At 59.0% G+C, this 21,552-nt stretch carries 23 protein-coding genes and 3 pseudogenes; 9 read left to right on the top strand and 17 right to left on the bottom strand.

Annotated elements, in window-relative coordinates; all coding sequences use genetic code 11:
• Nucleotides 1–202: pseudogene (locus tag C450_RS19285) on the bottom strand (IS701 family transposase); the annotation flags it as partial.
• A gap of 54 nt (nt 203–256) precedes the next feature.
• On the opposite strand from C450_RS19285, the gene C450_RS23085 reads away from it, so the two are divergent.
• On the top strand, nt 257–475 hold the full coding sequence (locus C450_RS23085) for a P-II family nitrogen regulator (protein ID WP_241430436.1): 219 nt from the start codon (nt 257–259) through the stop codon (nt 473–475).
• A 105-nt stretch (nt 476–580) separates the two neighbouring features.
• Nucleotides 581–1,000: an Lrp/AsnC family transcriptional regulator gene (locus tag C450_RS19295; RefSeq protein WP_161606985.1), complete on the top strand. Its 420-nt coding sequence runs from the start codon at nt 581–583 to the stop codon at nt 998–1,000.
• Nucleotides 1,001–1,168: 168 nt separating this feature from the next.
• Here C450_RS19295 and C450_RS19300 read toward each other — a convergent pair whose 3' ends face one another.
• A complete protein-coding gene (locus C450_RS19300; RefSeq protein WP_005046542.1) occupies nt 1,169–1,966 on the bottom strand; it encodes a helix-turn-helix transcriptional regulator in 798 nt (265 codons plus the stop codon).
• Between the two features lie 228 nt (nt 1,967–2,194).
• Here C450_RS19300 and C450_RS19305 point away from each other — a divergent pair, with 228 nt between their 5' ends.
• The gene (locus C450_RS19305) at nt 2,195–3,193 is read left to right on the top strand and encodes a DMT family transporter (RefSeq protein ID WP_049910491.1); all 999 of its coding nucleotides are present in this window, start codon (nt 2,195–2,197) and stop codon (nt 3,191–3,193) included.
• A 385-nt stretch (nt 3,194–3,578) separates the two neighbouring features.
• Here the strand turns inward: C450_RS19305 and C450_RS23090 are convergent, their stop codons facing one another.
• The 4 genes and pseudogenes from C450_RS23090 to C450_RS23380 form a co-directional block, all read right to left on the bottom strand.
• Complete coding sequence (locus tag C450_RS23090) at nt 3,579–3,962, bottom strand: helix-hairpin-helix domain-containing protein (RefSeq protein WP_152424548.1); 384 nt, start codon at nt 3,960–3,962, stop codon at nt 3,579–3,581.
• Nucleotides 3,910–5,535: an acyl-CoA carboxylase subunit beta gene (locus C450_RS19310; RefSeq protein ID WP_049910492.1), complete on the bottom strand. Its 1,626-nt coding sequence runs from the start codon at nt 5,533–5,535 to the stop codon at nt 3,910–3,912. Before C450_RS19310 ends, C450_RS23090 begins: the two co-directional genes overlap by 53 nt.
• 1 nt (nt 5,536) lies before the next feature.
• Entirely contained in the window at nt 5,537–6,277 is a 741-nt protein-coding gene (locus C450_RS19315) for a beta-ketoacyl-ACP reductase (RefSeq protein WP_049910494.1), read from the bottom strand.
• Between the two features lie 303 nt (nt 6,278–6,580).
• Nucleotides 6,581–7,033, bottom strand: a pseudogene (locus C450_RS23380) (HTH domain-containing protein).
• Nucleotides 7,034–7,049: 16 nt separating this feature from the next.
• Here C450_RS23380 and C450_RS21870 point away from each other — a divergent pair.
• A pseudogene (locus C450_RS21870) lies at nt 7,050–7,118 on the top strand (IS6 family transposase); the annotation flags it as partial.
• Between the two features lie 245 nt (nt 7,119–7,363).
• Here the strand turns inward: C450_RS21870 and C450_RS19325 are convergent.
• From C450_RS19325 to C450_RS19345, 5 genes are all read right to left on the bottom strand, one after another.
• Complete coding sequence (locus C450_RS19325; protein ID WP_049910500.1) at nt 7,364–7,822, bottom strand: universal stress protein; 459 nt, start codon at nt 7,820–7,822, stop codon at nt 7,364–7,366.
• Between the two features lie 72 nt (nt 7,823–7,894).
• Nucleotides 7,895–8,377, bottom strand: a complete 483-nt coding sequence (locus C450_RS19330) for a TRAM domain-containing protein (RefSeq protein ID WP_005046558.1) — start codon at nt 8,375–8,377, stop codon at nt 7,895–7,897.
• 103 nt (nt 8,378–8,480) lie between these two features.
• On the bottom strand, nt 8,481–8,762 hold the full coding sequence (locus tag C450_RS19335) for a PadR family transcriptional regulator (protein ID WP_005046561.1): 282 nt from the start codon (nt 8,760–8,762) through the stop codon (nt 8,481–8,483).
• A gap of 71 nt (nt 8,763–8,833) precedes the next feature.
• Nucleotides 8,834–9,670 (bottom strand): transcriptional regulator TbsP, encoded by an 837-nt coding sequence (tbsP, locus tag C450_RS19340; protein WP_005046563.1) that lies wholly within the window; start codon nt 9,668–9,670, stop codon nt 8,834–8,836.
• A gap of 356 nt (nt 9,671–10,026) precedes the next feature.
• The gene (locus C450_RS19345) at nt 10,027–10,194 is read right to left on the bottom strand and encodes a hypothetical protein (protein WP_005046564.1); all 168 of its coding nucleotides are present in this window, start codon (nt 10,192–10,194) and stop codon (nt 10,027–10,029) included.
• A gap of 226 nt (nt 10,195–10,420) precedes the next feature.
• On the opposite strand from C450_RS19345, the gene C450_RS19350 reads away from it, so the two are divergent.
• Both C450_RS19350 and C450_RS19355 read left to right on the top strand, forming a co-directional pair.
• Nucleotides 10,421–10,708, top strand: coding sequence for a hypothetical protein (locus tag C450_RS19350; protein WP_005046565.1), 288 nt, complete (start codon nt 10,421–10,423; stop codon nt 10,706–10,708).
• 201 nt (nt 10,709–10,909) lie between these two features.
• Nucleotides 10,910–12,247: an ISH6 family transposase gene (locus C450_RS19355; RefSeq protein ID WP_394324921.1), complete on the top strand. Its 1,338-nt coding sequence runs from the start codon at nt 10,910–10,912 to the stop codon at nt 12,245–12,247.
• Nucleotides 12,248–12,387: 140 nt separating this feature from the next.
• Here the strand turns inward: C450_RS19355 and C450_RS19360 are convergent, their stop codons facing one another.
• A complete protein-coding gene (locus C450_RS19360; protein ID WP_005046570.1) occupies nt 12,388–14,361 on the bottom strand; it encodes an archaea-specific SMC-related protein in 1,974 nt (657 codons plus the stop codon).
• A 242-nt stretch (nt 14,362–14,603) separates the two neighbouring features.
• Here C450_RS19360 and C450_RS23385 point away from each other — a divergent pair, with 242 nt between their 5' ends.
• The 3 genes from C450_RS23385 (at nt 14,604) to C450_RS19375 (ending at nt 16,316) form a co-directional block, all read left to right on the top strand.
• Nucleotides 14,604–15,581 (top strand): tyrosine-type recombinase/integrase, encoded by a 978-nt coding sequence (locus tag C450_RS23385; RefSeq protein WP_394324922.1) that lies wholly within the window; start codon nt 14,604–14,606, stop codon nt 15,579–15,581.
• The gene (locus C450_RS23575; protein WP_394324920.1) at nt 15,538–15,819 is read left to right on the top strand and encodes a hypothetical protein; all 282 of its coding nucleotides are present in this window, start codon (nt 15,538–15,540) and stop codon (nt 15,817–15,819) included. The genes C450_RS23385 and C450_RS23575 overlap by 44 nt, the downstream gene beginning before the upstream one ends.
• Before the next feature lie 104 nt (nt 15,820–15,923).
• Complete coding sequence (locus C450_RS19375; RefSeq protein ID WP_005046576.1) at nt 15,924–16,316, top strand: hypothetical protein; 393 nt, start codon at nt 15,924–15,926, stop codon at nt 16,314–16,316.
• A gap of 208 nt (nt 16,317–16,524) precedes the next feature.
• Here C450_RS19375 and C450_RS19380 read toward each other — a convergent pair whose 3' ends face one another.
• The 5 genes from C450_RS19380 to C450_RS19400 all read right to left on the bottom strand — a co-directional run bounded on the left by C450_RS19380 (nt 16,525) and on the right by C450_RS19400 (nt 21,497).
• A complete protein-coding gene (locus C450_RS19380) occupies nt 16,525–16,731 on the bottom strand; it encodes a hypothetical protein (RefSeq protein ID WP_005046578.1) in 207 nt (68 codons plus the stop codon).
• 2 nt (nt 16,732–16,733) lie between these two features.
• Entirely contained in the window at nt 16,734–17,918 is a 1,185-nt protein-coding gene (locus tag C450_RS19385) for an ABC transporter ATP-binding protein (RefSeq protein WP_005046581.1), read from the bottom strand.
• 4 nt (nt 17,919–17,922) lie between these two features.
• Nucleotides 17,923–18,936 (bottom strand): carbohydrate ABC transporter permease, encoded by a 1,014-nt coding sequence (locus C450_RS19390; protein ID WP_005046584.1) that lies wholly within the window; start codon nt 18,934–18,936, stop codon nt 17,923–17,925.
• Nucleotide 18,937: 1 nt separating this feature from the next.
• A complete protein-coding gene (locus C450_RS19395) occupies nt 18,938–19,930 on the bottom strand; it encodes a carbohydrate ABC transporter permease (RefSeq protein ID WP_005046586.1) in 993 nt (330 codons plus the stop codon).
• 73 nt (nt 19,931–20,003) lie between these two features.
• Nucleotides 20,004–21,497 (bottom strand): extracellular solute-binding protein, encoded by a 1,494-nt coding sequence (locus tag C450_RS19400; protein ID WP_005046587.1) that lies wholly within the window; start codon nt 21,495–21,497, stop codon nt 20,004–20,006.
• Nucleotides 21,498–21,552: the final 55 nt, after the last annotated feature.

The raw sequence follows: 21,552 nt of genomic DNA on the forward strand, positions 1-21,552 counted from the left end.
AGTCGTATTCAGTGAGGAACTTGTTGAGTGCTCGGTCGCCTTGGGCCGGAAGGACTTCACGTGCGATCCCGGTGACGGTCTTGCTGCGGCCCGCAGCAAGACCTGTCACGTACGTTTTGGCGTGTTGAGTCTGGTGATACGACAGCGAGTCGAACTCGTCCAGTGGATCGGTGCAGGACAGGAAGTCCGTAATCGGAAGCATCGGCCGTCATTGCCGTCTACATCGCGTTCCGACTTAAACGTGCAGAGCCGAGCAGTGAAGAAAGGCCAGTGGCGCGGTGAAGAGTACACGGTTGACCTCCACCAGAAGGTCAAAGTCGAATGCGTCGTCGCGGATATCGCCGCCGAGGATGTCGTTGATGCCATCGTTGAACGTGCCGCGACTGGCGAACCCGGTGATGGAAAGGTGTTCGTCATGCCGGTAGAGAACGCTGCTCAGATTCGAAATGACGTTCGTGGAACAGATGCAGTATAAATCCCAATAGATCTCCGCCGCTCTTGTAAGAGCGGGCCACAGTCGACACTCATCACACATTCATTAATGAATAATACAAATCTCCGAAACATCGATATCCAGCTGTTGAACGCCCTCTCTCGAGAGCAGTGGGGCGGTCTGAGTACGTTTGCGGAAACACTCGGTGTCCCCGTCTCGACCATTCAGGATCGCGTTCAGCACCTCGAGAACACCGGCGTCATCACAGGCTATATTCCTCGTCTGAACTACGAAGCATTCGGATTCGATGTGACCGCGATTTTCGAGTTATGTGTTGCGGTTAACGCGCTGACCGAGATCACCTCGAGGCTTCGAGAAAAGCAGCGGTTGATGACTATCTATCGAGTTACTGGTGATTATGATTTCGTTGCAGTCGGACGGTACGAGAGTCCCACCGAAATGAACGAGCAAGTCCATGCGTTCGTGACTAATCCCGATATCAAGCGGACGAATGCGAACGTGGTGTTCGAGACGATCCGTGAATTCGAGCCGATGAAATTCGAGTGATGGGGTATTCGCTCTTCGGTACGTGATCGTTGGTGAGTCGGAGTGCCGTTTCGAGGACCCATCTATCCGACGGCGGCACCGACGACGAACCGAGTTCGACATCGCAGATCTCGCGCTGAATCCGAGACACCGACAGTTCCCTGTCCGACACGGAGTCGCGGCTCGCTCTTACTCGTCGGTCAGCGTTGCAGGATCGAGTGGCGTTGCCTCGTTCCAGTACTGCTCGTGTCGCTCGTGCGCCCACGAAAGAACGTGTTCGTCGTCAGTATCCACGGCCGCTCGCAACAGTCCGTCCTCGTCGCGCAACAACAGATGGGTCACGTCATCGGTGATCGTCACCGCAAGTGGGATGGCGTCGGTATGGAGACGGATCTCGGCGTCCTCAGAAGCGAGCAAATCCTGGAGCTGCTGGCGCAGCGACGAGTCGTGAGCGAGTGCGTCGACGGCGGCCGGCGAAAATACCCCGTTGAAAGTTTGGTCGCCTGCGAGTGTCCGCTGATGAACGACAGCGAGGCTCCGTTCGTTGAACGCGTGCGAAAAAATACTGACGTGGTTCGACGCACGGAGGAGTTCGAGCACGCGCTGGACAGGTGCGCCCGGCTTCGTTTGGCTCGGGACCGTGATCGTGGCGTCACTGAGTCGTCGAACATCGAATCCCAGTGGTTCCGCCGGCAACCATTCGACGACTTCCCGGAGTTTCAGCTCCGTCTGTACGGTCTCCCACAGCTCCGTAAACTGTGCTGCGACGAGCTGACCGGTCGCCGTTGCAGTGTAGGCCTCGCCGTCGCGAGTTATCCACTGTCGGTTCCGGAGATCGTTGAGCACCCGTCCGAGCGTTGGTTGTGAGGCATCAGTGTGGTTTCCGAGCTCACGACGCGTGTACGCATCCTCCGTGAGAACGGTGAGTACCTCGACGCGATTCGCCGACAACGCCAGGAACTCGATTTCTTCGAGTGCAGCATCCATAGTGGGGGTTGACCGCCGTTCGTGTATAATATTTTCGCACCTTGAAATATATTCATAGTATGAATACTAGCCACGGCTCCACGCACATTCAATCTCTGAATAATTTTCTGAAAGAATATATGAGGTATCCGCTCCAACCTGCTATTATCCAATGGAAGTCGATACTGTACTGGACGACTGGACGAGTGGCGAACGAACGGACCTACTGTGTTGGCGGGACAGCGCGTAATGGCGTCACGGTATCGTGTACTTGGCCTCTTTGTCGTCGCGAGCACGCTCTTCGGGGGAACCTTCGTTGCTGCCAAGGGTGGACTGGCGTATTTCCCTCCCTTGCTCTTCGTCGCCTTCCGGTTCGATATCGGGACGGCGTTGATGCTTCCGTACGTGCTTGTGCGATTTCCCCGAGAGAAGTGGCTCCCTCGGACCCGCGCTGATGTTGCGGGGATTCTCGCTGCCGGTGTGTTCACGATCGGTTTGACGAACGCGTTCATCTTCGTCGGACAGCAGTCCGTGACCAGTGGCGTCGGGGCGATCTTTATGAGTCTCAACCCCATCCTGACACCGGTGTTCGCAGCCGTGTTGGTGTCAGACGAAGGCTTCTCCCGCTACGATGCCGGCGGAATGCTGCTTGGCTTCGTCGGTGTGGTGCTGGTCGCCAGCATCGACCCGACCAACCTGTTCGATGGAGCCGTCATCGGCAAGGCCGTGCTCCTTGCTGGGGCCGTGTGCGGTGGGCTAGGAGGGGTTCTCATTCGACGGGCGGATTCGTCGCTACCGAGCAGTGTCCGTACCGCTTGGGGGCTCCCGATCGGGGCACTACTCTGTCATTTCATGAGTCTCGCAGCCGGCGAACAGCCAGCGTTAATCGAGTGGACACCGGCGGGGCTGGTCGCGCTCGGCTACGTTGGCGTGTTCTCGGGTGCGCTTGCCTTTATTGCGTACTTCGGGCTCTTGGACGAGGTCGGCGCGATCCGCGGCAACATGATTTTCTATGTGGTCCCGATCGTCGCGACACTCGGTGGCTGGGTACTCCTCGGGGAGACAATCTCGCCGCTCACGATCGCCGGGTTCGTGACGATCGTGTGCGGCTTCGCGATCATCGGTCGTGAGCCGATCACGACGGAACTCGCCCGGTTTCGAGCGTACATCGGGGCCAAATTAGGCTCGGCTACCGAGCAAATGGCCACTGTTGCCCGCACAGATCCCAACTGGGGGGAACAAGATTGACCAGCCATAGTATCAGCTTACGGGCTTCATCCACAGATCAACTCGTGGATTTATTTGTATTTAAATTGCAATTTTTCCGTGAATCCGGTGTACTATCGGAGAGCGGATGAGGAGCAGGGCCCAGATCGAACGATCAATCCTGTGTTCTAATCTTTCTTCCTTGCTACTGATGGATGCGCTTCATCACACTTCGACATTCCGGACAGGCAACTGAGGCCCCTTTGTCGGTACATATTTGGTTTTCACAGTTGACACACTCGTAGATATGGCTCGTCATCATCTCTTGATTTTCGAACTCACACGGAAAGACTCATGTGTTTGTTTGTTATTCACATCTACTCAGTGGTAGGGGGAATGATTGGTTACAAGATAGTCATTCTCTGTTTCATCCTCTTCGAAGCGCAGCACAGTAGTGAAATCCGGAATGAATCGAGATCAGGGCTCTGATCCTACCGAGAATCGGCTGAGTGCCGTCCGATAGATAGGATTCCTCCGCGGCCTCGGCAGCTTGAACGATCCGTTCTTCCGCCTGTGATCCGGCGATCTCTGCGAGATCTGTGACCGTTTCGGCAGTGGTAGCCGCCAGATCGCCGGGCGTCTCGATACCCGCGTCGTGGAGCCGCTCAGCATAGGTTGGACCGATAACGTCGAACGCTTCTTTGAACGCGACGGATTGCTCTGAGCTACTTCCATCGTTTCTGTGGAGCGTGAGTCCATCAGAGCTGGATGTTACCGTGGTCTTTCGACGGACTGTCGATCCGTTTGCGATCGAGCATCCCGAGGTCGCGGATCAGGCGCTCGCGCGTCTCGCACGGTTCGATCACGTCGTCGATGTAGCCACGTTTGGCGGCCGAGTAGGGATTCGCGAACTCCTCGCGATACTCGTCCATCAGCGCCTGGCGCGTCGCTTCCGGATCGTTCGCGGCGGCGATCTTGTCACTATAGAGAATGTTGACTGCACCGCGCGGCCCCAGCACTGCGGTTTCCGCACCAGGCCACGCATAGTTGGTGTCCGCGCCCAGCAGCTTCGATCCCATCACGATGTACGCGCCACCGTACGCCTTCCTGAGGATGACCGTCGACAGCGGCACCGTGGCCTCGGCGTACGCGTAGATCAGTTTCGCGCCGTGGCGGATGATGCCGTTGTGTTCCTGATCGGTGCCCGGCATGAATCCCGGCACGTCAACGAACGTCAGGACAGGAATATTGAACGAGTCACAGAACCGGACGAACCGCGCGCCCTTCTGGCTCGCCTCGATATCTATGGTGCCCGCGTTGACGCACGGCTGGTTCGCGACCACGCCCATCGGAGAGCCGTCCATCCGCGCGAACCCCGTCACGAGGTTCCGGACAAAGTCACCATGAACTTCGAAGAACGACCCCTCGTCAACGATGCCGTCGATGACTGCAGTCACGTCGTAAGGTTTCCGGGGTTCGTCGGGCACGATCCCGTCCATCGGCGAATCACGCTCGGGATCGTCCCACGGCTCGACCGCCGGTGGATCCTCGACGTTGTTCTGCGGGAGATACGAAAGCAGGCGCTTGATGTCGTCGAGTGCGTCCTCTTCCGACTTACACGTCCTGTGCGCGACGCCGCTCTCGGTGGCGTGGGTGGTCGCCCCGCCCAACTCGGACATCGAGATCTCCTCACCCGTCACGGTTTCGACCACGTCCGGGCCGGTGATCATCATGTGGGAGGTGTCCTCGACCATGAACGTGAAGTCGGTCAGCGCGGGCGAATAGGTCGCCCCGCCAGCGCAGGGGCCCATGATCGCCGAGATCTGCGGAACGAGTCCGCTTGCCTCCGTGTTCCGCCGGAAGATCTTCGCAAAGCCTGCGAGCGAGTCGATCCCCTCCTGGATGCGTGCGCCCGCCGAGTCGTTCAGCCCGATGATCGGAACGCCGTTCTCGATCGCCTTGTCCATCACCGTACAGATCTTGTCGGCGACCGCCTCCCCGACCGATCCACCAAGGACGGTGAAATCGTGGGCGAAGACGAACACGGTGCGGCCATCGACCTCACCGTAGCCGGTGACGACGCCATCGCCTGCGTACTGCTTGTCGTCCATGTCGAAGTTGGTCGAGCGGTGTTCGACGAACTGGCCGACCTCGCAGAACGTGCCGTCGTCAAGGAAGTAGTCGATCCGCTCGCGTGCAGTGAGCTTTCCCCGGTCGTGTTGGGCCGCGATGCGCTCGGTGCCGCCGCCACGCTTTGCCTCCGCGCGCCGCCGACGGAGTTCCTCGGTCGGCGACTCCACAACGTCGGCGTCGACGGTGTCCGTTTCGGTGTCAGCCTCAGCATCGGTCTCGTCGGGGACGGCGGCTGGGTCTTCGGTCACCACGTTACCATTCCATCCCGCCGTTAACGCCGAGGATTTGACCGGTCATGTACGCCGACTCCTTTCCTGCAAGAAACCCGACGATCCCCGCCACATCGTCGACCTCGGCGAAGCGATCCAAGGGAATACGTTGGAGGATCTTCTCCAGAACATCATCAGGCACGTCACAGAGCATGTCGGTCTTGACGAACCCCGGCGCGACACAATTCGCGGTGGTGCCCGAACTGGCGAGTTCGAGCGCGAGAGTCCGGGTAAACCCGAACAGCCCGCTTTTGGTGGCCGCGTAGTTGGCTTGGCCGTAGTTGCCCTCTTGTCCCACCACCGATGAGATATTGATGAGCCGGCCGTGTTTCGCCTCGCGCAGATCGTCGTAGAACGCCTGCGTGCAGTTGTAGACCCCACCGAGATTCACGTCGATTACGCGCTCCCAGTTCGCGCGAGTCATATTCTCAAACGTTCGATCGACAGTGATGCCCGCGTTGTTCACGAGGACATCTACCGGCCCGAACGCATCATGAACTGCATCGCACATCGCTTCAACCGCGGTGTCTTCGGCGACGTCAGCTTGGAGTGGAATCGCGCTCCCGCCCGCGTCCTCAATCGCGTCAACCACCTCGTAGGCGTCGGCCTCCGATGATCGGTAGTTCACACCGACGTTAGCACCCTGATCGCCGAGCGTTTCAGCGATCCCGCGGCCGATCCCTCGCGATGCACCCGTTACCACGCACGTATATGTATCCGTCATTTGCTTGCTGTGGGTTGATCGAGGAGAGGCGACCTCACCCATCGCTCTGCATGCCGCTCGCTCTACCTACGTGCCGTCTGCAGCCCGATTGGCACCAGTCAGGTCTATCACATTCTCCCATTGACCATCATGATCGCTGTTAAGTGTGATAAGTATTCCGGTGAGAAAATATATATTCTATAATGCAGGTACTGCTGGTGCAGAGTACCAAACCAGCGAAAAGAGGAGCAGATATCCCCCGGAAGAAATTCGATTCGGAGAATTCTGTGCGAGGCGATTTGTGTTGATACAGATACTCGCTGGTCATGAGGTATCGGATGCGCCGAGTGAGTTGAGGAACTCAGTGATCGTGCGGTGTCTGGCAGGACCCGAGTACGGCGACACCTCGCGGAGGGTCTCGTCTTCGTAGACGGCAAGATAGAGCATCGGCGGTGCAATGACTTCTTGAGTGGTGTCGGTAGCCAGTGACGACTGTTCGCGACGCTGGAACCCGGACTAGAGACTGTGGCTGTTTTGGTCAGCCCACGCTTCGAACTCGTGGGCTTTGTCGAGTGCCGTCGATGCGGTCCCATCCGGATATCCGCTACTGGCCGTCGCGATGTACTCTCTCCATGTGTTAACCGTGAGAACATCGAGAAGGCCGTTCTGGTCGAAGTCTTCCAACTGTGCAAGAACGGCCTGCTGGAGGTCATGAATACCGGGAGCACGTTCCCGCATCCAGAGTTCGGCTCTGAGATGAGCGCGGTCAGCATCTATCTGCTCGGTGGCCCAGGCAGAGCCGTCGCGGGTCGCCGTCGACGAGAAACAGATCACCGTCGATGGCGAGAAGAAGTGGCTCTACCCACGATCGACACTGTGACCGTCGTTGGTTTTTTCGCTGTCGTTACTGGCTTCTCGCTGGTGAGTCGAAGCACGTTGCAGGAAACGATTGCTCAGCTCAGGGATTCCACGCCGCGCGTTCGCCCAGTCTCTCAAAAACGTGGCGATTGATCCAGCTGTCTACGTATGTTCGAGAATCCACCCTGAACGGCAAACCGGGGTTGTGTCTCAGCCGCTATTGGTGAATAGTTGGATCTGTAGAAGCGCTCAGGATGTATCGGCACGCACGAATGTTACGGGACAGGGTGCGGAAAGCATCACTTCCTGAGCAGTAGAGCCGAAGACTGCCTTACCGGCGGGCGAGCGCTGCCGGCCGCCAACGATAACAAGATCGGCATCTGCTTTTTCTGCCAGCCCCACGATGCTGTCGCCGTGGCCGCCGATCGCACCGCCGACAGCATGTTCGACGCTGGCCTCGTCAAGCTGACCGATGAGCTCACGGATCGTAGCGTGTCGGCTCGCTACATCGTCCGGTGATACCTCTCCACTCGTCGTGTCGAATCCAAGTCGATCGAGGGATTCGGCATATTCCTCGTCGGTAAAGACGTGGCCGAGCACGACGGTTGCGTCCGACGGCCCAGCGATGTCAATCGTCTCTTCAGCCAGTCGATCGATTCGATCAGCGTCACCTGGCCCGACCGCTAAGAGGACAGTCCCTAATGCCATGGCCACACTTCCGTCTATCCCCATATAATACGTCGGGCTATAGTTCTGGACTCCTCCGATTGATGAGACCACTCACTCTCCCTCACCAAGCGTTTCATTCGCAAGCGAGTCGTCGAAGTCAGTCGATTCATTTGAGTCGGCTCCATCGCGAACCTGTGCGAACGCCACGTTCTCGCGGGCTTGGGTGATCTCGACGGTCACCACATCGTCGGGTTGAGTATCCGGTACGATCACCACGTACCCCTGGTCAAGTTTCGCGATCCCATCCCCTTGATCACCGATCGTTTCGATCGTCACTTCGCGGAGGTCGCCCTCCTCAACTGGCGGTGCGCGCTCACTGTCTTCGGTGGGATCCCTCTCCGACTGTTGGTCGTCGTCCGCTGTCGCTTGCGAGTGTAAGCCGGCCTGTGGCAGGACGACCACGCGATAGGTCTCGCCGACGTCTACTTCGCCGTGGGTGAGTTCCTCGCGTGGAATCGTGACCTCGTGCGAGTCACCGCGCTGCTCGACAGTCGTGCTGAACAGACACCTTAGCCGATCAGAGATTTCGACCATTACACTCCCTCGTCACGAATTGATGATGACTGGGAGGCCTTTCTGTGTCGTTGACGTGGAACAGAACCTGGATTCATGGACATCGGCGTGAATCAGTGGTGTCTCAGGCTCCAATAGAGACGTATTTGTCTTCCCACTCACGACGAGCCTCGATTTCACGCCGACCACGCTGTGTGATCTCGTAGAAGTTGGTCCGGCGATCGATCTGGCCTTTGTCGACCAGTCCTTTCTCGACCAGATCATCGAGATTCGGATACAATCGGCCGTGGTGGATCTCGGTCTCGTAGTACTCCTCGAGTTCGTCTTTGACCGCCAACCCATGGGGGTCGTCCTGGCCTGCGATGGCGTAGAGGAGGTCACGCTGGAACCCAGTCAGATCGTACATATCCCCGATATGGTTATTCCCACAGTAAAATATGTCGGCCCGCGGAAATCCGGCTTCGATCAGCCGATCGACTAGGCTGGGGCTGAGGCGAGCATTTCCTGGGCAGCACCTGGAAGATCACTCGCCTCAACACCACGCAGTTGGTCGTCGCCAAGCCGGAGGCGCAGCCGTGGCCGCCCCACGTCAATCGGCACTTTCTCGGTCGCGATCAATCCGGGCTTTTCAAGTCGGCTTTTCGCCCGCGAGAACGTCGCTTTACTTGCGACGCCCGCATCCTCGCCCCACCTCGATATCTCATAGAGCTGAATTTCGTGGGCTGCGGCTGCGAGCAGCGTCAGGTCCACCTCGTTGAGAGCGTTGCCATCACTTCGAGTCGTCTTGACGGCCTCAAGCATCGCGCGGAAGTCAGCTTCGACCTCGGAGCCGAACGTATCGGCGAGCGTCTCGTAGACCCGTGATCGCGCTGGGGTCCGCAAGTCGAACGGGGTAGTATCCTCCCACGATTCGTCGCACCGCTCGCGCATCGCCGCGACGAACTCGGCGTCGTCAGTCCTGAGACCCGCAACCTGATCGGCGGTCTGGACGAGCGAAATCACCGAGTCCTCGCCCACCACCAGGCCGCTCTCGAACTCGTCTTCGGTGACGCGAAGTGATAACGTCTCGTCAGCCACCAGATCCGCAGCGGTACTCGCGAGTTGGAAATCTCGACGCAGCCATTTCAGATGGGACTCTCGTGCGAGCAGCCAAACTGTGGGTGGCTCGTCGAGATCAGCTAGTACTTCGATGAGTCCTGCAGTCGAGTCCTCACCGAGGCCAGCTACGTATATCTCGTTCGATGCGGGCACATCCACGAAGCTCGCTCGATACACCTCAGCCACCGTCGGCGCGACCTGTGAAGCACTCGCCATGGAGACGATTCGAGACCAACCGCTATTTACATTTTGGCTATCTTGCTGGCGAAATCAGAGGTACGCGTTAGAGAGGCTGCTCAAAGCGCAGTACAACCGACTACGGCTGAGAGCCGTAGTACAAGGAAGCACTAAGGGCGAAATTGAGTAACTGTGATCAACAGCGAAGACGGTACGATCCGTACCGAGACTGTACCATCCACTCTGTCGGGACGAGGGAACCACTCCTCACACTCCACACAGTCCGAACGCATCCGAGAGCAGGGATGCCGATCCTCTATTGAATGTCAGGGAACGATCTGCTGGATCGCCACTCCTACTCGAAGCGGTCAGGCACTGCGCTGCGTTCGACTTAGTTAAAGATCGCGGGACTGGACGGTCTTGCGATCGTTGTCTTCCGCACGCTGAGCGGCATCGGCGAGCAGATCTTTCACCTCGCCGTCGAGGGCGTCATAAAAATCCGACGACACGTTGTGGTCCGTGAGCTGGTCTTTGACTGCCGCTTGAACGATGAGGTCAGCCATGCTTCAGTTGCTCCCACCGACTCGTACTTATACCTTTTCGAGGTGAGGAGATAAAGTGTTGTGACGAGTGGTGAGTTGGGGTGCATGAATCAAGAGTTGGTAGTCACGCTGTCCGAAGCCATCTTCGGAAACAGGTGTTTGGGGCTGTCGAACTGGCTCCATCGAGTGAGTGCGTCTGCTGAGCGTCTGACGTAGTTTTTACGTTCTCGACGAATACGATGAACATATGATCGAACGGCGTCCTCTTCCCTCCTACGCCGTCGAAGCCTACGATGTCCTACGCGAGGCCGTACCTGAGACCGACGACGGACGTCGAGAGATCTCCCCCGACACTGCGTGGGCGGTGCTCGAAGATACCGACGAAGAGTTGACTGACGGCGACATCGAGCACGTCCTCGACCTACTATACAATCGCGGCGAGATCTACCATGTCAACGAGCAAATCCGCTTCACCGACCCCGAGGAGTTCGATCAGCAGTACCACGAGGACGATGAACAGGAAAACGACGAATAACTTGGTCGCGTCGGAAAATCGTTCAGAACCGTCTGGGCAGTCGCTGAAACGAAGTCGTAGCTGACTCCTTGAAGGAATGGGGACTGATTGNTTGGTCGCGTCGGAAAATCGTTCAGAACCGTCTGGGCAGTCGCTGAAACGAAGTCGTAGCTGACTCCTTGAAGGAATGGGGACTGATTGATGAACGTGAACGAGTCCCCGATTGAGGTTACGGTCACGATACACTTCGTTCTGACTATTGATCCAACTGAACAGTACCCACTTGCCGCCTTCGCGGAGTTTCTGACCGAGCAGCGTCTCGAATCGACGCTGCTCGAAGCGATCATCGAAAGCCTCAACGACGTACTCGTTGAGGCGTACTGTGGCGAAAAACACGCACAGGGAAACGGAACCAACCGATTCCAACGCTCGACAACGAAGATTCGCACGGCGGTTACTACCGTCGGCGAGCACGAGTTCTCCCTTAGCTACGTCGAAGACACTGCGGCAACTGACGACGAGAACGCTCACTTCCGCCCCATCGAACAATTCGTCGATTTCAACGGAAAGAAGCGATATCAGCAGGATATCGCTGCGCGAACAGTCGATCTTGCGACGGCTCTCTCCTACCGTGATGCAGCCACACATGCCGAGGACCTCGAAAGGACGCCCTCGAAGGACACCATCCGCGATCGCGTGACCGAGTGCGGCAGGAAACTCACAGAGTTCGTTTCCAGCCGCATTGCCGGATCTGATGCTGAAACGATCATCCCTGACGGAACCAACTGCTACAGTCAGGACGAGGACCGTGAGTACCACGACGTACGAGTAACGCTCGCAGAAGACACTGAAGCAGCGTCACGATCAGTGCTTGATGTCTCGGTGAATACTCCCTGGAGTGAGATTGCGGATACTCTGGATACTGCTGAGGCGATCACTGACGACGCGAAAGTCGTCAGTGACGCCGAAAAGAGCCTTGTTGGGGCCTTTCAAACAGATACACGCGATCATCAACTCGATTTGTCTCACGTTCCGCGCACACTTGGCTACAAGCTGTGGGACGACGGCGCGCTCTCATTGGAGGACCGTAACGAGATCGTTTCGGAAGTCTCTGGAGAGTTGTTCCACCTGAAGAACTCTGTCGAGAAACATCGTCCACAAGAGGAGTATTCGGCGATCCGCGAGCGGATCGCCCGAACGAAAGAGCGCATAGGGAAGACAGCATGGCAGTTAGAGCAACTCTCCTCGCCGAAAGCCGCATCGTACCTTCGTAGTGGACTGGATTCGATGGTGACGTTTGCTGAGGACGCGATAGACGGGTTCGAGGGGCCGTGGACCTCGAACCCTGTCGAACGAGCAATGGGAGAGGTAGCCAAACGATGCAAGCGTGACTGGATGCAGTGGAGCGAAGAAGGGTTAGATACGCTGTTGCAGTTGTCTCTCACGAAATACGCGAATCCCGAATACTACCGCGAGTTCTTCGATGAGTTCCTCCAGCGGTCAACTCACGGAAAGATACGATGTAGCGTGTCGGTCACAACGAACGGAGGTGAACTCTGAACGGTTTTCCGACGCGACCAANTCCAGCGGTCAACTCACGGAAAGATACGATGTAGCGTGTCGGTCACAACGAACGGAGGTGAACTCTGAACGGTTTTCCGACGCGACCAATAACTTGCAGCACAGACAATCGCTGGAACTCAGATTTCCGTCACACGCTGGAACTCGTCGCTGAGCGCTGCGGCATCCTCAGGGAGAAGCGCAACGATGAGGTATTCGGCGTACTCTTCGAAGTACTCGACTAGCGCCGCGATCCGGTCGGAGTCGAGTGCTTCGAGCGAGTCGATCACGATGACCGGCAGCGACTCGTGGAGGTCGTGGACCAGATACCCCGCGAGCGCGAAGACGAGACCGGTGACCTCACGTTCGCTTTCTGAGAGGTGAGCGATCGAGTCCTCGTAGGTCGTTCCGTCTTGGGTGCTCCGAATCACGTGGAGGTCGAACGCCCCCCGATCGACCTTTCGGCGACCTTCCCGTACTGTTTGCTCGGTGCGCTCGATCCAGATTCGCTCAATGTTGGCATAGTCGAGCACTCCGAGGATGGTCTCCATGTGGTCGTTGAATTCCTCGACAGCCTCGGATTCGAGCTGTTCGATCCGGGTGCGGAGGTCCGCCAGTTCGGTCTGGAGTTCCTCGCGACGTTCGGACAGCTGGTCACGTTCGTCGAGATCTTCCTCGACGCTTGCGATCTCCTCACGAACGTCATCGAGGTCGCTTTCGAGCCGCCCGAGTTCGAACTCGAGCTGGTTGGCCTCCTTGTGGTGGTCGAGTAGTTCGCTCTGTTCTTGGCCTTCAAGCTCCTCGACGGCGGTCTCGCGCTCGTCGATCTCGTCTTCCAGCGTCGCCCGTTCGTCGGTGAGATCGTCGAGGGTTGCCTCGCGTTCGTCGATCTCGCGGTCGATCTCGTCAAGTTTGCGGTCGACGCGCTCGCGCCGGTCACGATCGCCTCGGAGGGCGTCGCGTCGGTCGGTCAGTTCGTCGAGTTCGGCGTCGATCTCGTTGCGTTTCGAGGAGTGTTCGCGGCGGAGTTCTCGCAGACTCTCAAGGGTATCGTCGATCGCGTCGCGTTCGACCTCGCTCCCGCAGGTCCAACACACCGTGGTGTCCTCGACCAACTGGTCGGTGAGCGCGTCGTCCTCGTCGTCGGTGTCGCTGTCGCTGTCGGTCCCGTCGCGGTTCTGGAGGGCGGCCTGGAGTTCGGGGTTGTCCCCGTCGAGGAGGTCCTCGTTGAACTGGAGGATGCGCTGGAGCTGGTTGATCGTGGATTCGAGCGACTGCTTGTGATCGCGGAGCCGATCGATTTCGGAGTTAACCTCTTCGAGATCGCCCGCAGGCGTCTCGGGCAGGTCCTCCAGTGTGTCCTCAAGCTCGTCGTGTTCGTCTTCGAGCGCCTGGATACTCTCTCGTTCGGTCTCGATGCGGTAGCGAGCGTCCTCAAGGTCCGAGCGTACCTCCTGAAGTTCGTCGAGGGCGTCCTCGAAGGCGTTCTGTTGTTCTCTGGTATCGTCGACAGTCTTGTCGGCGTCTTCGATCTCGGCTTCCTTCTCGTCGAGTTCGGCACGTTTATCCTCGAGTTGGTCTTCGAGGCGTGTCTTCTCGGCTTCGAGTTCGGGGAGGCGCGAGTCGAGAGTGTCCAATCGGTCGAGTTCGTCGTCAAGCTGGCGTTTCTCGGCTTCGAGCTGTTCGATCTCGGCTTGGATCGCGGCGGTATCGACGGGCCGCATGATGACCTCACGGAGGTCGTCGTCGCGTGCGACCGCCTGACGGGCTTCGTTGGATTCGAGTAGGAACCCGAACAGTTCCGCAGCCTCGATGTCCTCGAGGTAGGGGTCGCCATCGAAGACTACTGTACTATTGCGGCGTTCGAGCGTTCGGGTGTACGTGTCGTTACCGAGGGTGAGAGTAACCTCGCCGTGGTCGGCGTCGCCCTTGAGCGAGACGTGCTCGCTTCCAAGTGTCGCCATCAACGCCTGGAGAAGCGAGGTTCGATTGGTGGCGTTCCGGCCAGTCAGTGATGTAACGCCCGGTGAGAACGTGATTTCGCTGGTGTCGATACCACCGATGTTCTCGACAGACAGCTCGGCGTGCTTCTCGGTAGTTTGTGATTGACTCATTGGAATATACGACGATAACCGCTAGTCTATCTAAGGTCTTGGCATTTGGCGACTATCTGAGGCTACAAATCAATTACAGAGTTGTCATCATGTTCACTCGCCCTTAGTCCAATAAGGACGAGTACTTTTATCCACTCCCCCGCCCTCGGGGACACCGTACCAGATGCAACAGCCCAGAACCCGGGTTACTCGCCCCGAGAACGGTGATCGATCGATCGAACGTCACGGAGGCGCGTAGCGTGGTGCGCATCGACGCCGTCATCGAGGACTTCCTGACGGACAAGGGCAAGGGCCAGCGCGGCGAGAGCGGGAACTACCGCCAGGACGCGAGTCGAGAGCTCGATCGGTTCGTCGGTTTTCTCACGGATCACGAAGACGTCGTGACGACGTTCGACGAACTGGATTCGGGCCATCTCCGCGAGTACGCGCGCTACCTCGCTCGTCAGGGCTGGACCGCGGGCACAGTCCGTACGTACTACGCGTACATCTCGGCGTTCTGCGGGTGGGCCGTTCGCGAAGGCCATCTCCCTGAGAACGTCGCCCAGCGTCGCAACGCCACCGAGCCGATCCCCGACAACGGTGGTCACAAGAGCGGCGATCAGCAAGCGTGGTCCGTCGAGGATCGCCAACAGCTCACCACGTTCGTCGACGAGCAGGCCCACACTGCAATCGATGAGATCGGTGAAGATCGAGAGGCTGCGATCAAGGCCTGCCGCGACCGCGCGTTGGTGTATCTCCTCTCGTATTCCGGCGTGCGTGGCGCGGAGGTCCTCCGTGATCGGAACGACGAGCGTCGCCAAGGGCTCTACTGGGAGGACGTCCACCTCGAAGACCGCTATGCGACAGTGTTTGCCAAAAAGCAGCGTCTCGACGATCGGGGGCTCCCCGANCGTCCACCTCGAAGACCGCTATGCGACAGTGTTTGCCAAAAAGCAGCGTCTCGACGATCGGGGGCTCCCCGAGCCGGTACTCCATCCGCTACAGACATACGAGAAGATCCTCGACGCGCCGAGCGAGAACTGGCCGGTGTTCCCCTCGTTCCATCGCCCGACGCTCTCGGAGTGTCTGACCGATGGACTGACCGCCCGCGGGTACACCACAACGGAGATCGAAGAGATGCACACGGACCGGTCGCAGATCGAAATCTGCATCGGATTCGATGTCACGCCTCCGTCGATGACGACCGGTGCTGGGCGACACGTCCTCAAGCGGCTCTGTGATGAGGTAGGTATCGAACTCCACGACGACCACGACTATCTGATGCCTCACGGCGCTCGCCGCGGTGCCGGTGAAGTTCTCGTACGGACTTCAGGACACGCGGCCGCCGCCAGAGCACTCGATAACTCCGAGGAAGTCGTTCGCGAACACTACTCGCATATCGAAGCCGGCGAACTCGCCGACCAGATGACCAGTGCGTTCCAAGAAGTGGATCAGCAAGGTGGAGGGAGCAGCGAGTGAGGATAGACACGGATCACCCTCATGATTTGGCCATGAACGCTATGACACGCTCCGGACGGTAGCAAAGGTTTAGTGAGGAGGCGCAGAAAACACGAGATAGATCGATGCGACAATTTGTCAAGTGGGCAGCTATCCTTGCAACGGTCGCTGCGGGCTGGACTGTCATCGCGCCGGCGATCTGGCAACCCAACCACACGCAAGCGCTCACAAACGTTCTACTGGGGGAGTTCGCGGCACTCGTGCTCGGCCACACAGCCTACCGGCTCACCTCTGGGACGGACCCCTCGATGTCGGCTGCCTTGGGCGGGGCGCTCCTCGGCCTCGTCATCGCCCTTTCTCCGATCGTCTTCGGTCTCGTGTTCGGGCTCACAACAAGCAACATGGTTTGTGGCGGACTCGTCGCCGTTGCCGGGATAGCGAGTGCGGTCGTCGCAAGGGTGCAGCCCGTCAGTCGCCAGGCGCAACGTACTGGCGGTGACCGCTCCGAGGTAGCCTGACGGACGGTTTTCTCATCGACTAAGTGGGGGTTCAGGATAGTAGTATGGGTGATTATAGTGGCAATTGGGGGACTCCAAGACGCACTTCACGCTCCAATAGCTCTAGCGTGATTCTCATGGAGTCTCCCTCTCTCCGTTTGGATGATCTTTGATCAGCCCTCGACAGAGCAAACGGGTGGGGATCATCGGGCTGCCTGAACCCGTTCAGTCAGTACAGCTCTTGTTCCTGTTCCTCACGCTCCGACTCCTCGGCCTGCTCGGCTTCGAGTTGTCGTCGGCCACGTCTGTACTGGGCGATTCCGGGAATGATCTTGTTTTTGAGATCGAGCAGGAACGAGACGATACCGTAGGTCCAGAAGAAAAAGAGGACCACCAGCCCGCCCCAGTAGACGAGTGCGACGGTTTCGGCCGCCATGGTCAGTCATTGGTTTCGACCGGCGAGCCAGCCGCCCCATCGGTCCCCGGCGGAGTGACGATGCCGTGGGTGATTGCTTCCCCGCTCGCGGTGTCGAACAAGTGGACTTTATGACGGTCTAGGACCACGTCGATTTCTTGGTCTTCCCGGATATCCGCGTTGGGATCGTTGCTCATCAGTAGCTGGTCGGTCTTCGTCGCCTCTTGGGCCATCGATGTTTTCCCCTCGCCCAGCAACAGGTAGGTGAATATCTCGTCGCCCATCGGTTCGAGGACATCGGTCGTCGCCTCAATGGCTCTGGACGGGTTCGGTACAGACTCCACGTCCGTCACCGGATAGACATCCTCCGGCCTGACACCGACTGTCACGTCGTCCTCGACGCAGACGGAATCGAACGGGGCGGGGTCGAACGCGAGATCGAAGTAGGAGGACTCCAGCCCTGACTCGGTGACCGTCGCCTCGACGAAGTTCATGCTCGGCGAGCCGATGAAGCCCGCGACGAACAGATTCGCGGGCTGGTTGTAGCAGGTCAGCGGCGGATCAATTTGCTGGAGCTGCCCGCCGTCGATCACCGCGATTCGGTCGGACATCGTCATCGCCTCGGCCTGATCGTGGGTGACGTAGATGATCGTGGTGTCGAGCTGTTTGTGGAGGCGCTGGAGCTCAGTCCGCATGTGGACCCGGAGCTTCGCGTCCAGGTTTGCCAGCGGCTCGTCCATCAGAAAGGCGTCGGGCTCGCGGACGATCGCGCGCGCGATCGCAACCCGCTGGCGTTGGCCGCCAGAGAGTTCGTCGGGATCACGGTCGAGCATCCCTTCCATCTGGACGATCTCGGTCGCGTTCTCGACTCGTCGATCGACCTCCTCGGTGTCGAAATCCCGGAGCCGGAGCCCGAAACTGATGTTGTCGTAGACGTCCATGTGGGGGAACAGGGCGATGTTCTGGAACACCATCGCCACACCCCGATCCTTCGGCGGGAGGTCCGTCACCTCGCGGTCGCCGATAGTAATCGTGCCCTCGGTGGGCGTGGTCAGCCCGGCAATCGTCTCCATCGTGGTCGACTTCCCACAGCCCGACGGTCCGACCAGCGTGACGAACTCGCCGTCGGCGATATCCAAGTTCATGTCGTCGACCGCGACGACATCGTCGTACCGTTTCGTGACGTGTTCTAGTTTGAGTCGTGTCATTTAGTTACTCCTTGAGTGCGCCTGCTGTCAGGCCGCTTACGATGCGTTCCTGAGCAATGATGACGAGGATCACGACGGGGAGCACCCCGACGATGCTCGCGGCCGCCATGAGGTTGAACTGAGTGGTGTACTGAGTCTGGTAGCTGAGGATACCGCCGACGATGGGCGACCAGTTGGCTGCCTCTGTCGAGGTCGCCATGATCGAACTGAAGAAGTACTCGTTATAGACGGAGATGAACGTCAGGATAGCCGCGGTCGCGACACCCGGGGCCGACAGCGGCATGATGACCCGAAAGAGTGCGCCGATCCGGGACGTTCCCTCAACGCGTGCGGCGTCCTCCAATCCGTCCGGGATCTGGCTGTAGAACGTCGTCAGGATGAAAATCGACAGCGGCAGGAACAGCGCGCTGAATGGGATCACCATCGATCCGGGCGTGTTCAGCAGTCGCGGCGGCGTGAACAGCGCCACCTCCGTGAAGGGGAGCGTGACGGGGACGTTCCCGGTGAACGCCTCAAACAACGGGATGACGAACGCCGCCGGTGGGAAGTAGCTAATCGCAAGGATCCCGAGCATCAGGACGCCTCGGCCGGGGAATTCGAGGCGGCCGAATACGTACCCGGCGAGGCTGGCGATAAACAGGACGATAATCGTCGTTGTCACCGCGAGCGCGAAACTGTTCAGCATGAACTGGTGGAACGGCACCTGCTGGAAGACCTCGACGAACGCAGCGGGGTTGAACCCCTTCGGGACCGGCAACGGGAACGTGACAGCTGGTCCGAAGAGATCGACTTCTGGAAGAAACGTTCCCTCCAGCAGCCGGTTCTGCGGCGTCAGCGCCAGCACGAGCAGCCAGTAGAACGGGAACAGCGTTGTCACCATGAAGAAGATCATGGCCGCGTAGAACAGCGCACGGTACACCCGCTCTGGGTTCCGAATGGCCTGCTGGGTCCATCGCTCAAGTGGTCCGCCCTCCGTTTCGGCGCGTTCGTCCGAGTCGCTGAACTGGTCTGTCGCCATCTCAGACGCCCTCCCTGTACTGCTGGTATATGATGGCCGACACCGCGATACCGATGATACCTGCGGTGACGAACGCGATGGCTGCGGAGGTCCCCTGTCGGGTCAGGAACGTTGTGACGACCATGCAAGAAAGCGACGGGACGACCTCGCAGCCGGAAACCGTGTCGATAAGGCCGTAGATCCGCATCGCCTGGACAGACCGGAATAGGACCGCAATCCCGATGGTCGGCAGGATGAGCGGGAACGTGATCAGCCTGAACTGCTGCCACTTCGACGCCCCCGCCACCTTCGCGACCTCGTAGAGGTTCCTGTCGATGCTCTGAAGCCCGGCGAGGATCAACAGTGCCATGAACGCTGACGTCTTCCAGATATCGGCGACGGTGACGATGAACAGCGCACTCGCAGGATCGTTAAGCGTGTTGCGCTCCGCGAGTACGCCTAGATTCGAGAGTGGTTCGACGAGGAACCCGATGCTGGGGTGGAACATCAGGAAGAAGATCATCCCCTGGATGATGATGGGGACGGCCCAGGGAATGATTATCGCCGCACGGACCCAGCGCCGGCCGGCGAAGTCTTGATCGAGGACGAGCGCCTGTCCGAGCCCGATAATCGTCTCGAACGCCACCGCCACGACGGAGAAGATGATCGTCACGACCAGGGCGCTTGATATCATCGCGTCGAAGCTGAACTCGGTCGGCAGGAATGTCGAGCTGCCGGGGAGCCACCGGTCCTTCTGGCCGGTGAACAGCTGGACGTAGTTATCAAATCCGACGAATTTTTGCGTGGCCTGGTTGAGGCTGGTCTCGAACAGCGATAATTCGAACGTCCGCAACAGCGGATACAGCGCCACGATACCAAGCAAGACGAACACCGGTGTCAGCAACAAATATGCATATTGCGTCTCGCTGAGGTTCTCTATCCGCCGCATCACGCTGATCAGTGGCCCGGATCGCAACGACTCGCGCGTCGATTCGTTGTTCGTCTCTGCCGTCATGTTCGTGTGTTCTTCCTCAGTGCGTTGTCATTCATGCAGGGGATGTGTTCATAATTCATGAAATGCTGTCACGCTACCCTTCGATGTTCGAGAGCGTTGATTCGAGCGCGGCCATGGCGTCCGCCGAGGACCGATCTTGGTTAACAGCGGCGTTGGCCTGCTCGGCGATGGCGCTGGATTCGTCGGACCAGACGGGCGTGACCGGCCGCGCCATCGTGTTCTCACCAGCGACCTGGAGCGTGTCCATGTAGTTGCCCATCGGATCGACGCTCGCTGCCGTCTCGGAGGTGAACAGGTCACTACGCGGCGGCAGCCATCCCTCCATCTCCAGGAGGAACAGTTGGAACTCCTCCTGCATCGTCGCACCCATCACCTGTGCAACCGCATCCAAATTCTGGCTGTTGGGGTTAGCCGTGATGTGCCAGCCACCGAGAGCGGAGGTCGTTCCGCCGGTTCCCTGAAACTGGGCCTCGTTCTCGGTGACGGCGTACGGGATCGGCATCGAGCCGAGGTCATCGCCGAACTCCGACGCGGCCGCGTTGATCGCGAACGGCCAGTTCCGGTGGAAGACGGCATTCCCGTTCGTGAACGGAGCCAGCGAGCCGTCCTCGATCCAGCCGAGGATGTCGGTCGGAGCGAAGCCCCCGCCGTAGCCCTGGAGGTGGTCGAAATCCTCGTCGTGGACGAACTTCCGCATCATGTCCAGCGACTGGATTACGGGCTCGGAGTTGACGGTAATCGGCCGATCGCCGACGGGGCCGAAGAGGTTCTCGCGGCCGCCAAAGTAGGCGCCCCCCCACGAGGACATCACCTCGTTGAACGTACAGCAGGCGGTCCCCGCGTAGATGTCCCACTGCGTCGTGAAGCCGTAGTCGACATCCGCGTTGTCGTAGGTGTCAGCCGCGACATTCGACCACTCTTCCCAGGTGAGCGGCTCCGTCGCCCAGTTGTTCTCTTCCGGATTGTACCCTGCCGACTCAACGAGATCCTTCCGGTAGAGCATCGTCGGGTAGTCGGGGTAGAGCGGGACACCGTAGAGGTCGCCGCTTGACGGGTCGATTGCCGTGTCAGTGAACCCACTGAAATACTCCTCGTCTATGGTGGTCAACTGCTTGTCGGTGAGTAACTCCGTGAGGTTCTGGATCTGCCCGCGCTGGGTGAAGATGTTCACCCACCCGTTGTCCATCATGAACATGTCGGGCGAGGTCTCGCCCGCGTTGAGTAGTCGATTGTAGCTTGCCCGCCGTTCGCCGGTGTCGGGCTGGCCCTGCTCAAACTGGACCTTGATGTCGTCCGACAGTCCACCCTCGTTGTGGAGCGCATCGCGGATCTGGTCGGCGTGGTCCTGTGCGACCGTCGCGTCGAATCCCCAGGTCACGGTGGTTGTTCCGCCGCCGGCGTTGCCGGTCTGCGTTCCGTTGGTCGAATTGCCGCCGTCGCCGCTCCCAAGCAGTGCCGAACAGCCCGCGAGCCCGGTCGCCAGACCGGACGTGCCGGCTCCAACGATGAACCGACGGCGCGAGACTCTGCTCCCCTCTCGATTGGTTCCGGAGTTCTCTGACGTCATCGCTCTCTTTGTTAGGGAGTGTACAGTGACTTATAGCTTAGGGAGATGGATTGTT

Origin of the sequence: Halococcus salifodinae DSM 8989 (assembly GCF_000336935.1) — an archaeon.
Taxonomy (GTDB): domain Archaea; phylum Halobacteriota; class Halobacteria; order Halobacteriales; family Halococcaceae; genus Halococcus; species Halococcus salifodinae.

What these genes read in the sequence shown, in the direction of transcription:
- C450_RS19305 (WP_049910491.1), top strand. Translation starts at nt 2,195, where the DNA reads ATGGCGTCACGGTATCGTGTACTTGGCCTCTTTGTCGTCGCGAGCACG.
- C450_RS23575 (WP_394324920.1), top strand. Translation starts at nt 15,538, where the DNA reads ATGACGACCGGTGCTGGGCGACACGTCCTCAAGCGGCTCTGTGATGAG.
- C450_RS19335 (WP_005046561.1), bottom strand. Translation starts at nt 8,762, where the DNA reads ATGTACGATCTGACTGGGTTCCAGCGTGACCTCCTCTACGCCATCGCA.
- C450_RS19325 (WP_049910500.1), bottom strand. Translation starts at nt 7,822, where the DNA reads ATGGCATTAGGGACTGTCCTCTTAGCGGTCGGGCCAGGTGACGCTGAT.
- C450_RS19390 (WP_005046584.1), bottom strand. Translation starts at nt 18,936, where the DNA reads ATGGCGACAGACCAGTTCAGCGACTCGGACGAACGCGCCGAAACGGAG.
- C450_RS19385 (WP_005046581.1), bottom strand. Translation starts at nt 17,918, where the DNA reads ATGACACGACTCAAACTAGAACACGTCACGAAACGGTACGACGATGTC.
- C450_RS19345 (WP_005046564.1), bottom strand. Translation starts at nt 10,194, where the DNA reads ATGGCTGACCTCATCGTTCAAGCGGCAGTCAAAGACCAGCTCACGGAC.
- tbsP (WP_005046563.1), bottom strand. Translation starts at nt 9,670, where the DNA reads ATGGCGAGTGCTTCACAGGTCGCGCCGACGGTGGCTGAGGTGTATCGA.
- C450_RS19380 (WP_005046578.1), bottom strand. Translation starts at nt 16,731, where the DNA reads ATGGCGGCCGAAACCGTCGCACTCGTCTACTGGGGCGGGCTGGTGGTC.
- C450_RS19360 (WP_005046570.1), bottom strand. Translation starts at nt 14,361, where the DNA reads ATGAGTCAATCACAAACTACCGAGAAGCACGCCGAGCTGTCTGTCGAG.
- C450_RS19395 (WP_005046586.1), bottom strand. Translation starts at nt 19,930, where the DNA reads ATGACGGCAGAGACGAACAACGAATCGACGCGCGAGTCGTTGCGATCC.
- C450_RS19400 (WP_005046587.1), bottom strand. Translation starts at nt 21,497, where the DNA reads ATGACGTCAGAGAACTCCGGAACCAATCGAGAGGGGAGCAGAGTCTCG.
- C450_RS19350 (WP_005046565.1), top strand. Translation starts at nt 10,421, where the DNA reads ATGATCGAACGGCGTCCTCTTCCCTCCTACGCCGTCGAAGCCTACGAT.
- C450_RS19315 (WP_049910494.1), bottom strand. Translation starts at nt 6,277, where the DNA reads ATGACGGATACATATACGTGCGTGGTAACGGGTGCATCGCGAGGGATC.
- C450_RS19330 (WP_005046558.1), bottom strand. Translation starts at nt 8,377, where the DNA reads ATGGTCGAAATCTCTGATCGGCTAAGGTGTCTGTTCAGCACGACTGTC.
- C450_RS19300 (WP_005046542.1), bottom strand. Translation starts at nt 1,966, where the DNA reads ATGGATGCTGCACTCGAAGAAATCGAGTTCCTGGCGTTGTCGGCGAAT.
- C450_RS19375 (WP_005046576.1), top strand. Translation starts at nt 15,924, where the DNA reads ATGCGACAATTTGTCAAGTGGGCAGCTATCCTTGCAACGGTCGCTGCG.